The organism is Simiaoa sp. (assembly GCF_051972595.1).
Taxonomy (GTDB): domain Bacteria; phylum Bacillota; class Clostridia; order Lachnospirales; family Lachnospiraceae; genus Acetatifactor; species Acetatifactor hominis.
The window spans coordinates 62403-75303 of record NZ_JBOKRY010000004.1 but is presented as its reverse complement, the minus strand read 5'-3'; the positions used below and the strand labels follow the sequence as shown (position 1 = coordinate 75303).

At 47.1% G+C, this 12901-nt stretch carries 16 protein-coding genes; 9 read left to right on the top strand and 7 right to left on the bottom strand.

Annotated features, from left to right (window positions below; all coding sequences use genetic code 11):
• Window positions 1-4: 4 nt before the first annotated feature.
• From ACTRDR_RS02490 to ACTRDR_RS02460, 7 genes are all read right to left on the bottom strand, one after another.
• Complete coding sequence (locus tag ACTRDR_RS02490; RefSeq protein ID WP_440526038.1) at window positions 5-757, bottom strand: CpsB/CapC family capsule biosynthesis tyrosine phosphatase; 753 nt, start codon at window positions 755-757, stop codon at window positions 5-7.
• The gene (locus ACTRDR_RS02485; protein WP_440526037.1) at window positions 735-2114 is read right to left on the bottom strand and encodes a polysaccharide biosynthesis tyrosine autokinase; all 1380 of its coding nucleotides are present in this window, start codon (window positions 2112-2114) and stop codon (window positions 735-737) included. The genes ACTRDR_RS02490 and ACTRDR_RS02485 overlap by 23 nt, the downstream gene beginning before the upstream one ends.
• Window positions 2107-2610 carry a PssE/Cps14G family polysaccharide biosynthesis glycosyltransferase gene (gene pssE / locus ACTRDR_RS02480; RefSeq protein ID WP_440526036.1) on the bottom strand — a complete coding sequence of 168 codons (504 nt, stop codon included), beginning with the start codon at window positions 2608-2610 and terminating at the stop codon, window positions 2107-2109. The genes ACTRDR_RS02485 and pssE overlap by 8 nt, the downstream gene beginning before the upstream one ends.
• Window positions 2610-3068, bottom strand: a complete 459-nt coding sequence (pssD, locus tag ACTRDR_RS02475) for a PssD/Cps14F family polysaccharide biosynthesis glycosyltransferase (RefSeq protein WP_440526035.1) — start codon at window positions 3066-3068, stop codon at window positions 2610-2612. The genes pssE and pssD overlap by 1 nt, the downstream gene beginning before the upstream one ends.
• Window positions 3069-3164: 96 nt before the next feature.
• Window positions 3165-3362 (bottom strand): hypothetical protein, encoded by a 198-nt coding sequence (locus tag ACTRDR_RS02470; RefSeq protein WP_176862398.1) that lies wholly within the window; start codon window positions 3360-3362, stop codon window positions 3165-3167.
• A gap of 12 nt (window positions 3363-3374) precedes the next feature.
• Window positions 3375-6626 (bottom strand): hypothetical protein, encoded by a 3252-nt coding sequence (locus tag ACTRDR_RS02465; RefSeq protein ID WP_440526034.1) that lies wholly within the window; start codon window positions 6624-6626, stop codon window positions 3375-3377.
• Between the two features lie 20 nt (window positions 6627-6646).
• On the bottom strand, window positions 6647-7012 hold the full coding sequence (locus ACTRDR_RS02460) for a hypothetical protein (protein ID WP_176862400.1): 366 nt from the start codon (window positions 7010-7012) through the stop codon (window positions 6647-6649).
• 144 nt (window positions 7013-7156) lie between these two features.
• Here ACTRDR_RS02460 and ACTRDR_RS02455 point away from each other — a divergent pair, with 144 nt between their 5' ends.
• The 9 genes from ACTRDR_RS02455 (at window position 7157) to ACTRDR_RS02415 (ending at window position 12885) form a co-directional block, all read left to right on the top strand.
• Complete coding sequence (locus tag ACTRDR_RS02455) at window positions 7157-7858, top strand: diguanylate cyclase domain-containing protein (protein WP_176862401.1); 702 nt, start codon at window positions 7157-7159, stop codon at window positions 7856-7858.
• Between the two features lie 32 nt (window positions 7859-7890).
• Window positions 7891-8454: a sigma-70 family RNA polymerase sigma factor gene (locus ACTRDR_RS02450; protein ID WP_176862402.1), complete on the top strand. Its 564-nt coding sequence runs from the start codon at window positions 7891-7893 to the stop codon at window positions 8452-8454.
• A 16-nt stretch (window positions 8455-8470) separates the two neighbouring features.
• Window positions 8471-8983, top strand: a complete 513-nt coding sequence (locus ACTRDR_RS02445) for a hypothetical protein (protein ID WP_176862404.1) — start codon at window positions 8471-8473, stop codon at window positions 8981-8983.
• Window positions 8984-9199: 216 nt separating this feature from the next.
• The gene (locus tag ACTRDR_RS02440; RefSeq protein ID WP_176862406.1) at window positions 9200-10048 is read left to right on the top strand and encodes a transglutaminase domain-containing protein; all 849 of its coding nucleotides are present in this window, start codon (window positions 9200-9202) and stop codon (window positions 10046-10048) included.
• Between the two features lie 19 nt (window positions 10049-10067).
• A complete protein-coding gene (locus ACTRDR_RS02435) occupies window positions 10068-11120 on the top strand; it encodes a type II secretion system F family protein (RefSeq protein WP_440526033.1) in 1053 nt (350 codons plus the stop codon).
• Between the two features lie 11 nt (window positions 11121-11131).
• Window positions 11132-11470: a hypothetical protein gene (locus ACTRDR_RS02430; protein WP_440526032.1), complete on the top strand. Its 339-nt coding sequence runs from the start codon at window positions 11132-11134 to the stop codon at window positions 11468-11470.
• Between the two features lie 14 nt (window positions 11471-11484).
• Window positions 11485-11988 carry a DUF4860 domain-containing protein gene (locus tag ACTRDR_RS02425; RefSeq protein WP_176862412.1) on the top strand — a complete coding sequence of 168 codons (504 nt, stop codon included), beginning with the start codon at window positions 11485-11487 and terminating at the stop codon, window positions 11986-11988.
• A 35-nt stretch (window positions 11989-12023) separates the two neighbouring features.
• Complete coding sequence (locus ACTRDR_RS02420; RefSeq protein WP_440526031.1) at window positions 12024-12476, top strand: type IV pilus modification PilV family protein; 453 nt, start codon at window positions 12024-12026, stop codon at window positions 12474-12476.
• The gene (locus ACTRDR_RS02415; protein WP_440526030.1) at window positions 12469-12885 is read left to right on the top strand and encodes a hypothetical protein; all 417 of its coding nucleotides are present in this window, start codon (window positions 12469-12471) and stop codon (window positions 12883-12885) included. The genes ACTRDR_RS02420 and ACTRDR_RS02415 overlap by 8 nt, the downstream gene beginning before the upstream one ends.
• Window positions 12886-12901 lie beyond the last annotated feature (16 nt).

Genomic DNA, 12901 nt, shown 5'->3' with positions numbered 1-12901 from the left:
CCCTCTATGGTATCTTAGGATGCGTATCCGTACGTTCTCCCAGTAATTCCCGTGTCCGTTCCATGATCATCCCAACTGCCTTATTATGCTTTTTTATTATATGCGTAAAGTCTGTATATTGGTCACCGACACCATGAATATCACTGCCCAGCGCACTGATCCTGTCATGTCTCAAATACTGTTGTGCGCGGAACCTCTGCCTGTTCCATCTTCCCACCAGACTGCCTATATTCACCTGTGCAAGGCATCCTGCCTCTAATAAAGGCATAATCTGTGACATCCGGTATCGCTCTACATGGGCAAGCACCACCTGCAGACCACATTTATCCTGTAATGCTGTCACTGTATTTATCAATTCCGGATCCCATATCTCCGTAAAAGGCATTTCCAGCAGTAATACCTTCGTTCCATCTATACAAAGTTGTTCAAGCCCTTCCATCCGTTCCAGTCCTTTACAGATCAGGACCTCCGCTCCCTGCACAATTTGTATTCCTGCCGCCCGGATCTCTTCCTCTCCGGCAAGTTCCTTTTGCAGCTGCACCCACGCCAGCCTGCGGCGTCTTAAGAAACTGTCCACACTCTCCGCATGTGGGTAAAAATGGGAGGTGGCAAGGATACAGTGAACCCCTGCCCGCACCGCTCTCCGGATCTGCTCCATTGCTACCGCAGTATCACTGCATCCATGGTCCAAACCGGGCAAAATATGGCTGTGGAAATCATATATCTTAAGAATATCAGTATTTGTAGTCTTTTGCATAATGTTTATAATGATAATCCTGAGATTTCATAGAGATTCCGTTGAACACGAATCCACAGATGTTCGCTCCCACCGGCTCCAGCATCTGCACGACCATCTGCTCTCTGTCAAATTTTGTCACGCCCTCTCTTACCACCAGAATATATGCGGTCGCTGTTGCAGCCAGGACCAGAGCATCTGCCACGATTCCTGCCGGAGGCAGGTCTACGAAAATACAGTCATATTCCTCCTTGCATTTTTCCAAAAGTTCACTCCAGCGCTCACCGGACAGAAGTTCTGCCGGATTGGGCGGTACTTCTCCCGCCATTGCAACATAGAGATTCTCGGCTCTCTTATAGACCTTCAGTTCTTTCGTGATCCCTGCAAGGTATTCACTTAAACCTTCCTTCCCCTCAATGTCCAGCAGACTTTTCAGGTTGCTCTTTCTCATATCCGCATCAATCAATAAAATCTTTTTCCCTAATTGAGCGTAAGCAGAAGCAAGATTGATACAGGTCAGTGTTTTTCCCTCCCCGGGGTCCGCACTGGTAATGGCATATACGGGACATTTCTCACCTTTACCGGTGAACAGGAGCTTTGCACGGATACTGTTATAAGATTCGCGCACTGCAAAAGGGCTCTCCTTATGTAATATTTTATTGACCTTTTCACCTTTTGCCGCCGGTTCCATCTGTGGTACATCTCCCAGAATAGGAATGGTAAACAGATCTTCAATCTCATATTTCCGGCGGACGGTAGTATCCAGCATACTTCGTAGCAGGAACCATGCCGCAGCCAGAAGGAAACCTGCTGCCGCACCCAATACTGCATATTTCAATACACTGGTGGACTGGTAAGGTACCGTTGGAAGCTCTGCCTCATCCAGTACTTCGATTCCACCGGATTTCACGATCCGTATGATCTCATTCGGCGCCAGTTCACCGATAGCATTTGCTATATCCATGGCATTCACCGGGTTTTGATCGACTACACGTACCACAAATGCAGCCGTGTTTTCAATCGCACTGGCACTGATCTGGGATTTCAGATAATCCGTGGAATAACCCAGTCCCGTTTCCTCTTTTACTTTTTCCAGAAAGGTCCGGCTCTTCAATATCTGCATATAGCTCGTGATCAGATTTTTCGCCTGCGTGATATCAGAACTTCCGATATTTACAGACGAGTCCGTAATATAATCCGGATTACTGTATACATAAAATGAAATCTGTGCCATATACAGGGATGTACTGGTAATGCTGGCGTAAGCCCCTGCCACCATTCCCAATACTGCTGTGCTCAGGAAAATGTATAATGCTTTCTTCTTTAATGTCCAAAATATTTTTTCCAAATGAAAGTTAGACAGAATCGTCTTAAACATTTTCGATCTCCTCTCTCAGATAAGTTTCTATCGTCTGCAGCATCTGATCTCTGTGCGATTCGTATGGCTGAAAATCAAACGTTTCGCTTTCCCGAATGATATTCTCCAACGAATCTTCTTCCCCACATACCAACACCAGATGTTTTTTCCCAAAAGCCTTTGCAATGTCCCATTGATGGTCATCCACATGTTCTTTATATTTTTTCAGTCGTGGAAATACGATCACAGGTTTCCCATGACGGATTCCCGACAATATGGTCCCGACACCGCTATGGGTGATCAGCAGAGAACATTCCTCCATCTTCTGCTCAAAGTCTTCTTTGTTCAGAAAATCCACCGAAGGATAGTATTGTGGGATATAGTCGGAGTGGCCTTTCTGCGCAAATACCGGATCTGTTATTTTCTGCTCTTCGACTAGCCGGTCTATCTGTTTCAACAATCTGTTACACTGGAATTTCTGGGTTCCCAGCACCACAAATATCAGCTTTCCCTTCATCAAAAAATTCCTCCCGCATAAATCGCCTTCGGAAACACCTTCAGCATATCTTCCCATTGTACCAGGAACAGGTCTGCCAATGGGTACATCAGCTTCCCCGTAAGGGAAGCTTCATCTACCCGGGCAAAAGATTCTATATATATAATATGAATTTTTCTCATTTTACCTAACAGACAGACCGGATATGTCATCAATGCTCCTGTGGATATGATACAGTCCGGCTTTTCCTTCTTCAAGATAGCATACGCCTGAAAAAAAAGCTTGATAAAATGAATAAGAAAAAACGGTTCCTTGCGATTGATCTGTCGTAAAAAGTAAGTTCTGTCTCCCCATGCTGTTGTAATGTCTTCTCCGCTTTTTTCCGTAATCAAAAAGGAATCGTTCTCTTTAGTAATCTGTCTCAGACACGTGATCTCTTCCAAATGGCCTCCCGAGGACGCCGTAAAGCATAATTTCATATTCCCCTTCCGTTTCCTATCCTGTTTTCTGATAATAAACAGTAAAAATTCCATCGTCCTCCGGTTCTTTCCTTCGGACGATGGACTTTTTCGTTTTTACGATTCCTCGTGCTTTTGTAACTTATCTATTTTCTTATACTGGATATACGTAGTCAGAACCGTCACTCCGAGAATAATCGCTGCCAGGATCGTCACATACAGATCCAGATGGCATCCCCAGAAGAAATACAGAACGACAAGCGCCAGGACAAACAAAACCGGAACCGCAATATCAATGCATTTCATTTTTTTCATTTTGTCTCCTCCTTACACCTCTGTCTGGCGTGCTTCACCGCGAAGTTCATTGATCTTTTTGTTTCTGTTGATGCAGCGGATCAATTCATATGCAGTATATACGACTGTCAGCAACAGGATCAGCCAGTGGATCCAACAGTTTGCAGATGCTGCCAGAGGTGCCGCCTCATCCTCAATGCTGACTACATTATTATTCGTTGTTGCTGTAATTCCCTGCTCCGGTTCTTCTGTCGCAGCAGGTGCCAAAGGAGTGGTCTCCTCTTCGATCACTGTCTGAGCAACGGGCTGCTGTCTGGCACCTGCTACCTGCTGTACGGTAGCTACGGTTGTGTTGTCTGCGGGAGCAGCTGCTTCCGGTGCCGTTACGGTTCCGGTAGTCGTACCGCCTTCTCCGGATTCTCCGCCACCTTCACCACCGGTAGGTTCGGTTTCGGAAGGAGTTACGATGATCGGTTTGTATATAATATTTGCTACATATCCGTCTTCAGTCTTCTCATATCCTGCCAGGACACCGTTCTCACAGTCACCGGGTCTCCATGCATTCAGAGAATCTTCTGTGAACGTTGCGTGATAATCAGCTGCCTGAGACTTTCCGATGTTACGGGTCTCTGTGTGCAGGAGTGTTCCGTTCACGCTGTCGCGGTAGTAGTTCACGATAATAGGTACGCCTTCTTCCTTACTGTACCATACGGTTACTTCTCTGTCGGCAGTCGCGGTACCGCTAATCTCCGCCTCCGTTGCGTTTTTAGCAGTGAAACTAAATCCGTCAATGACTGCACTCGGAGTGGTAATGTGATATTCTTCACCCAGTCCGTAGGTTCCTACGAAATCTTCTGCTACCTTTACCGTGTTACCGGTTTCATCCTCATACAGATAATGTACTGTCACATTGAACTTCTGGTTCATGATAATGCCGTCTACATGGATAGAATTATCACTCTCTGTTTTAATTACATACCATTTGATATATTCGCCTTCCTTCAGAGTCAGTCCGAAGTCTGCCGCAGTTGGTGCCTTTTCGATGTAAGGTGTCAGATCCGTATCCTTGATTCCCCTGCCTCTTGCATACTGATCAAGATAGCTGTTGTTTTCGCCCTTTTTCAACTGTCCGGGACGAGCCTTGCTGTAATTTGAGGAAGGATAAGAGCTTACCTCGGAGGGCTGTGTCAGTCCTCTGTTCAGGATATAGAAGTATGCCGTTACCGGTTTCTCAGCGAAATCCTTTTGAGCATCTTCATAATCCTTTTTTGCATCATCTGCTGCACTCTGTGCGTCCTCGTAAGCCTTCTTGGCATCCGCTACATTTTCTTTAGCTGCTTCCAGTGCCTTCCGTGCTGCATCCAGCTGCAGATCGTTCAGTTTAGCCTTTCTGGCCGCTTCCAGTCTCTTCTTTGCTGCCTCCAGAGCTTCTTTTGCAGCGTTGTACTGATCCAGTGCTTCTTTCTCTGCCTGTTCTGCCTTTGCTGCTGCAGTTGCGGCATCTGCTGCCTTTGTTGCTGCCTGTGCTGCTGCCACCTTATCAAAAGCGGTGGAGTATGCAGCGAATTCATGCTCATCTACCAGAGTTGCGGTCAGTTTATTGTTTTCCCAGGTTAGTAATACCTGCTCGTTATTCTTGTTCTTGCCCAGTAACAGGGTCAGTCCGTCGTTGGTGTATTTCAGTTCCAGATGCTCCCAGTCCATCTCGATCTTCGCATTGTCATTCTTGGCCTCAATGGACAACTCTTTGTATACCTTGCGGAACCATTCGATCAGTCCAACATTGCTTCTGTCAATGGCATCCTGATACTCCTCCCGAAGATCCTTCGCATCTTCATACTTTTGGGTGGATTCCTTCAATTCATCCAGCAGCGTATTGAACTCATCCTGTTTTTCCTTGTCCAGATAAGTGATCTGGGTATTATTATCAGCTACCAGATCTTCTACAACCTTCTGTGATGCCACAATACCTGCAATGTAAGTATTATTCTCGGCAATCTGTGCATCCTTTGCGGCAATCTCGGTATCCTTCAGGGAAATGGTGTCCTTCGCAATATTGATGTCACCCTTCAGGGTGTCGATATCATTTTCCAAATTGTTAATCTGATTTTTCAGTTCCTGTGCTTTTTTATATTCATCGGACCATACCAGATGTCTTCTTCCGCCCAGATCATCAATTGCTTTCTCTACGGCTTTGATCTCTGCTTCCTTGGCTGTGATCTGTGCTTCTTTGTCGGTGATCTCTCTTCTCAGGGCATCCTGCTGTCCCTGGATCTCGGACTTCTGCTGTTCCAGCTGTGTATTGTCATCCTCTTTTGCAGTCTTTTTCTCGTCCACTACCTTAGCCGCTGCTGCTGCTTCGTCGGATTTCCCTGCAGCGATTCCTGCCTGATCCGCTGCTTCTTTTGCAGCCTCTGCTGTCTTCTGTGCGATCTCATTGCTGCCGGTAGCGGTCTTGTAAGCATCCTCTGCCTTACCTACTTCTGCTTCTGCCGCTGCAAGTGCTTTTTCAGCCTCTTCCAGTTCCTTGTCTGCATTTTCGATACCGGCTTTGATATCTGCTTCCGCCTTTTCCTTTGCCTCATCATAGGCTTTCTGTGCTGTATCTAATGTATCCTTTGCATTATCATATGCCTGCTTTGCCTGATCTGCTGCTGCCTGCGCATCCTCCGCAGCTTTCTTTGCAGCATCCAGCACATCCTCCAGCTTGGCATCCGCCCGTTCTGCATTTTCGATCTGAGCTTTCAGAGCCTCTGCCTGCTTTGCAGCCTCCTGGGCTTTCGTTGCTGCATTCTGGGCTTTCGTTGCCTCTTCTGCAGTCTTATTCTCTGCCTCGGTTGCAATATTCTCCAGATTCTTGGATTCTTCTTCCACTTTCTGATTGGAGTCGGCTACTGCTGTCTCCGCTTCACTTATCTCCTTTTCGATCTCTTCTTTTAATGCCGGAGTAGCTTCCGGAGCAACAGACGGGTCCTCGGTAGCTTCCGGAGCAGGACTGGCCAGAACAGCATCTGCTGCTGTTTTTCCAAGATTAACTGCCGCGTTCTTCGCATCCTCCGCCGCGGTTGCTGCATTCTGGGCAGCCTGTGCCGCATCGTATGCTGCCTTGTCCGCCGCTTCGCCGTTTCCCACTGCCTCCTTGAGATCGGAGTCCTGTGTGATGGCAGACACAGCTGTGCTTTCCTCGCTTGCTCTTACGGTAAATGTGCTGACGTTCACTGTCTCCACCAGCATGGTAGCACACATACAGATTGTTAAGATTCTTTTGAATAATTTTTTCTTCATATCTTCCTCTCCTATCACTTTTAAACCGTCATGTAACCTTCTGCCGCTTTACGGATATCTTCTACAATTCCTTCTGCTTTCTGATATTCCAGCTCTGTGATCTGCCTTCTGAGCTTCCACCAATTCCATCCCGGATGTTCCCCCGGCTGTAGTTCCCGGATCCTCTTACGGTATCTTATGCATATCAGGATGTATGCTGTAACCATCAGGATCAGACCGATGAGCAGCATTGCCGCCAGCGTATCACCGTAATAACCTTCCTGTACTGCCCGGCTGTAGATTCCTGTGCTGTGCGTACCTGCAGCCAATGGGGTAGGATCATCTTCAATTCTTATGATCCGGTAACTTGCCAGCATGGCAAATCCGGAATATATGATACCGAGCATAACCGGTTCCTCCATAATTACTTTTCATCTATAAAGACTGTCGTATTTTGAAAAAAGGTTCAGAAATTCTTTCTTTTTTTTTCATTCTGCCCTATACTATAAGTAAATTCATGTATTTACCTTATACAAAGGAGCTTTGTTGCTATGCGAAATAAAAAATTTGTAAAAACCTTCCGTAACACCAAAACCGTGCAGTTAGTCCTTCTGCTTCTGTTGGAAGCTGCGTATGTTCTGGTGCTGACCCTGCATCCCGCACTCGGCACGCAGCTGTTTGAGAACCGGACACTTTTTATCTTATGCACACTCTCCTGGATTCTTGCTTTATTTAATCTGGTATGGTTATTATATGATTTCTATAAATTGCGCACCTTCGCCGAAGAAAGTCATGCGCTGAACCGCGCAGCTTTCCTGGATCATCTGACCGGCATCCCCAACAGACACGGACTGGATGTCGTGTTTGAGACTTATGACTCCCCGGAATCTCTGGAGCATGTAGCCTGCTATATGGTCACCATCACCAACTTAAAGGAGATCAATCAGACCATGGGACATGTCGTGGGCGACCAGATGTTGAAGGATTTCTCCGGTATCTTAGAGAGTGTCGGTGATGCCTTCGGTGTGGTGGGACGTAACGGCGGTAACGAATTCTTAATGATCGTCAATCACGGCTCCCATGATACCATGGACTATTTTATCGAAAGTCTGGCACAGCAGCTGAAGGAATACAACGAGGAACACAGTAATGCGCCCATTCAGATCAAGTACGCATATATTTTAAATGAAGAAGCACATGCAGAGTATTTCTCCACTCTGCTGACCGAGACATACAATAAGCTCCACGCTTAAGGAACCCGTTAACCAGACAGTGAGACGAACGCATGAAAGATTTGAATATTTCTTACATTGCCGGTCTTGTGATCCGTGCCCAACACAGCGACTCGGATGCCTTCGCGGAATTGTATGCTCTTACCTATAATAAAGTGTACAACTATACCAGGCATTATCTGAGAGACGACTTTCTTGCTCAGGATGCCATGCAGGAGGTCTACATACTGGCTCTGAAAAACATTGGAAAACTGAATGATCCTACTGTTTTTATCGCCTGGCTGAATCGCATCTGCTTCCACGTCTGCTACGATATGACCAAGAAGCAGCGGCCGCAGAACGACTGTCAGACCTTAAATCAGGAGATTCTCGATATTGTACAGGATCCTCACCCGGATACCAATCCGGAGCTGCATTACCAGCAGAAGGATGAATATTCCCGGCTGACGGACGCCTTAGAACAGCTTCCTTTCAATGAGAAGCAGGTCCTGATCATGCGATACTATAACGACATGAAGCTTGAGGAGATCGCTGCCGCCATGGAGATCAGCCGCAGCAGCGTAAAACGCTATATCGCCTCCGGACAGGAGCAGCTGAAAGCCAGCATGAGAGGATAGAAAGGATAATACAGTTATGTTTTTTCATAAAAAGAACCGTTATGAGTTGGACATGAACACTGCGAACAATGCTCTGCAGAATATCCTGTCCACCTGTAACCAGCCAGTCAATACCATTCCTTTTGACAAGCTGGTGCTTCGTAAAAAAATCAATGCAGCTTCCTATAACCGTCTGATCGTGGCTACCGCTGTGATCTTTGTGCTGACTTTTCTGTCGCCCTTAATCATCGTTCCGCTCTCCGAATTTAACGAGAAATTGTTTGCCCCCGCTCCCGCGGAGCTTACTCTGGATTATGTGGAGAATAATGTTTTAAGCCTTAAGTTTACCGGAGATAACATTCTCTATGACGAGGCTTTTATGGAGACGTTGTCCGGTGAGATCATCGAACCGCTCTCCGTGGACAGTGCCAAAGGCGTGATCAGTTTTCCTTTCCTTACGGAGGAAGCCAATATTTATGTTCCCGTGAGTGGCGGCGAGACGATACATCTCCTCTTTACCCCCGACAATGTCACAGGAATGACACGATAACAACAGGATGTTGATGCTTCTATGCTAATACCCGGATCCTTTGCGCGGCTGCGCATTTTATTAATTACATATTGTATCATGGCTGGGTTATGTGCCTGTGGCTCTGCTTCTGACAGTCACCCTGTCAATGCTCCTGCCACTGATACGCATACAGACCAGACTGACGTTTTGCCGTCTTCTGTAAATTCTGAGACCGCTTCACCGGTGACACTTCCTATGGAGCCATCGGACTCTGCTCCCACAGAAGCCCTGCGGGATGCCACTCCCGTCTGCCTCGTACCGCAGGCCGACGGCACCGCGGTGGTCTCCAACGATGTGGCAGTCATCGACTATTCCCATATGTCGGACGGATATATCTGTGCCAACTATACCGGCACCTGCCCGAAGGTCAAGCTGCGGATCACCGGTCCCGACACGGTAGTCTATACCTACGACCTGCACGGGAACGGCTACGAGACCTTTCCTCTGTCCTCCGGGGACGGCTATTATGATGTGACGATCTATGAGAATATCTCCGGTACGAACTATGCCACCTGCCTGTATGCGGATCTGGAGGTACAGATCAGCGATACCTTCGGACCTTTCCTCTATCCGAATCAATATGTGAATTTCAATGCGGACAGTAAAGTCGTGGCGAAAGGGCAGGAACTTGCCGAGGGTGCTTCCTCGGACCTGGAAGTGATCACCCGGGTCTACGACTATATCACACAAAATATCACTTATGATTATGCGAAAGCTTCCGATCCCCCCACCGGATATACTTCCGATGTGGATGCTATCCTGACTTCCGGAACCGGTATCTGTCTGGACTATGCCGCTGTTATGGCAAGCATGCTCAGAAGTCAACGGATCCCTACCAGACTGGAAGTCGGTTATGCACAGGATGCCTACCATGCCTGGATCAGTGTATATACTGCGGATACAGGCTGGCTGAACGGTATTATCGAATTCGACGGCAATGTATGGACACTGGTGGATCCCACCTTCGGTGCCAACACCGATGACAAGGCACTGAAGAAGTTCATCGGGGACGGCACCAATTATATCCTTCAGAAAATGTATTAGTGAAAGGGAACAAATCGAAATGAAGACTACGGAGAAAAAGTTACTGTCCAACGAAGAGATCGCCTCCTTCTGCAGCCAGACAGCTATGCTGTTCCAGGCGGGAATCCCACCTATGGAGGGTATGGCGATCTTACAGAGCGATGCAGGGTCCCCGGAGGGAAAAGCGATCTTTGACGAGATCCTCACCGTCTGCAGACAGGGAGAAAGCTTTCACAAAGCATTGGAATCTACAAATGTTTTTCCGGATTACTGCCTCCGCATGATCGCATTGGGAGAAGAATCCGGTAATTTGGACGTATGTATGCTTTCCCTGGCGGATTACTACGAGAAAGAAGATGCCATCTCCCACAGCATCCGGGATGCTGTGACCTATCCTTTTATTATGATTGCCATGATGGCTGCCGTCATTGTGGTACTGGTCAGCCGCGTTATGCCGATCTTCGAGCAGGTCTATGTGGAACTGGGCAGTGAAATGACCGGATTTGCTGCTTCCCTTTTGCGGGTGGGTAATCATCTGAACCGCTATTCCTTTGTATTTGTAAGTATTTTATGTATATTACTTCTGTTATATCTGTTCGCCACCAGAACCCAGACCGGTAAACGTGTCACCACCCGGTTCTTAAACTGGTTTCCACTGACGAGAAATTTTTATGAAAGTGTTGCCTGTGAGCGTTTTGCGAGCGGCATGGCACTAACCTTAGGCAGCGGCATGGATACCTACTCCAGTCTCGATATGGTCGCTTCCCTGGTAAGCAATGAGAAAATGAAACAAAAGATTCTAAGCTGCAAGGAATCCATTCATGCCGGAGCTAATTTTGCCGAAGCCCTGACCGGTGCCGGTATTTTCAATCATCTCTATTCCCAGATGGTATCCGTTGGTTTCCGCAGCGGTAACGTAGATGTCGTGCTCAAAAAGATTGCCGACCGCTATGAAGAAAATACCAACCGTAAACTGCAGTCCATCATTGCTGTCTTAGAGCCCACACTGGTAATCATTCTCTCCGTTATTGTCGGATTGATTCTGTTATCGGTCATCCTGCCCCTGATGGGTATTATGACCAGCATCGGATAGGAGCGCTGCTTATGAATCGTTTTGAGCAAAAAAACCGGTCTCTCTGGCAGAAGATGATCTACCTGCTTCCGATCCTGGCATTCATAGTGTTATTTGTTCTTTTTCTGCAGGGCATCGGATCGGTCAGTGAATCTACCTTAAGCAAACAACAGGAAAGTCTGGAGACAGCCCTGGAGCGAAGCATTTCCCAGTGTTACGCCGTAGAGGGCAGTTATCCTCCATCCCTGGAATATCTGAAACAGCATTACGGACTGTTATATGATGAAGACAGCTTCTTCATTGATTATGAATACTATGGCAGCAACCTTCTGCCGGAGGTCACGGTACTCCGCAGAACCGTTGGCCGTTAAAGGAGTTCTGACATATGAACGATAAGACACAGGAAAAACATTTTATTGTGGATATCTTGTTCGTTTTGGCGTTGTTCGGTGTATTTGCCGTCTCCGCCCTGTCTCTCGTCACCATCGGAGCTGATGTCTACCAGCACACGGTGGAAGATATGAGCGTGAACTATGATAGCCGGACTGCTGTATCCTATATTATGGAAAAGGTGCGTCAAAGTGACACAGCAGATAGCATCTCCTTAACTACATTGGAGGATGTTCCGGCACTCTGTATGCTTTCAAAGATCGATGAAGATACTTACTGCACTTATCTCTATTATTATGAGGGACATCTGAAAGAGCTCTTCATGCGACAGGGAACTTCCCTCGGCGGACAGCTTCTGCCCGCCGGTACGGATATTTTGGAGCTGACGGATCTTACCTTTTCCTATGCAGGCAATGATCTGATCCGGGTCTGTTTACAGACACCTTCCCGGGAGACCCATACCTTTTACATTCATGTACATTGCAGTACTACGGAATAGAAGAATAGAATGATGGAAAGGATTCGGAATTTATTATGAAGCACTCCAGATCCAGTTTATTTTTAATGGAAATGATCATAGCGATCCTGTTTTTCTCCCTTGCCAGTGCTGTTTGCATTCAGTTGTTCGCTAAATCGCATCTGCTGAGCACACAGACAGTCAACAAAAATCACGCCGTTATCTGGGCACAGAATCTGGCGGAATCTTATCTGGCTTCGGAGGGCGATCTGGGCGCCATGCATGACCTGTTTTCCCCTTCACAACAGACAGAAGAAGATACCATGACGCTGTACTTTGACAGCCAGTGGAATCTGTGTTCCCCCGGTGACAGCGCCGGCTTTTCGGCAGAACTGACACATACACCGGATCCCGGAACCGGTATTATGGAAGCGCAGATCAGTATCATTGAGATTTCTTCCCCGGATTCTCCCATTTATACGCTCTCTGTCATGCACCACGCCGCAGAAAGGAAAGACTTACATGAGTAATGCTTCTAAGAAAAAACAATTCGGCATGAATATCGGATCTGCTTCTATCCTGCTGGTATTCGTGATCCTTTGTCTGGTATCCTTTGCGGTACTGTCCATCGTCAGTGCCAATGCCGACAGTAAGTTAAGCAACCGGGTACTGGAACGTACCACCGCCTATTATGACGCCTGCAATCAGGCGGAACAGTCGTTAGCCGGCATGGACAAAACATTACAACGCATCTATGCTTCCTCAGACAGTGAAGATGCTTATTTCGCTTCTGTCGGTCACGGGAAATCCTACGTGATCCCCATCTCCGATCTGCAGTCCTTGCAGGTCACCATCGAGATTCTCTATCCACAGACCGATGAGGATACTTTCTACCGCATTACCGCCTGGCAGGTACTGAATATTGATGAATTACAATAACTGAAATTACAATAAT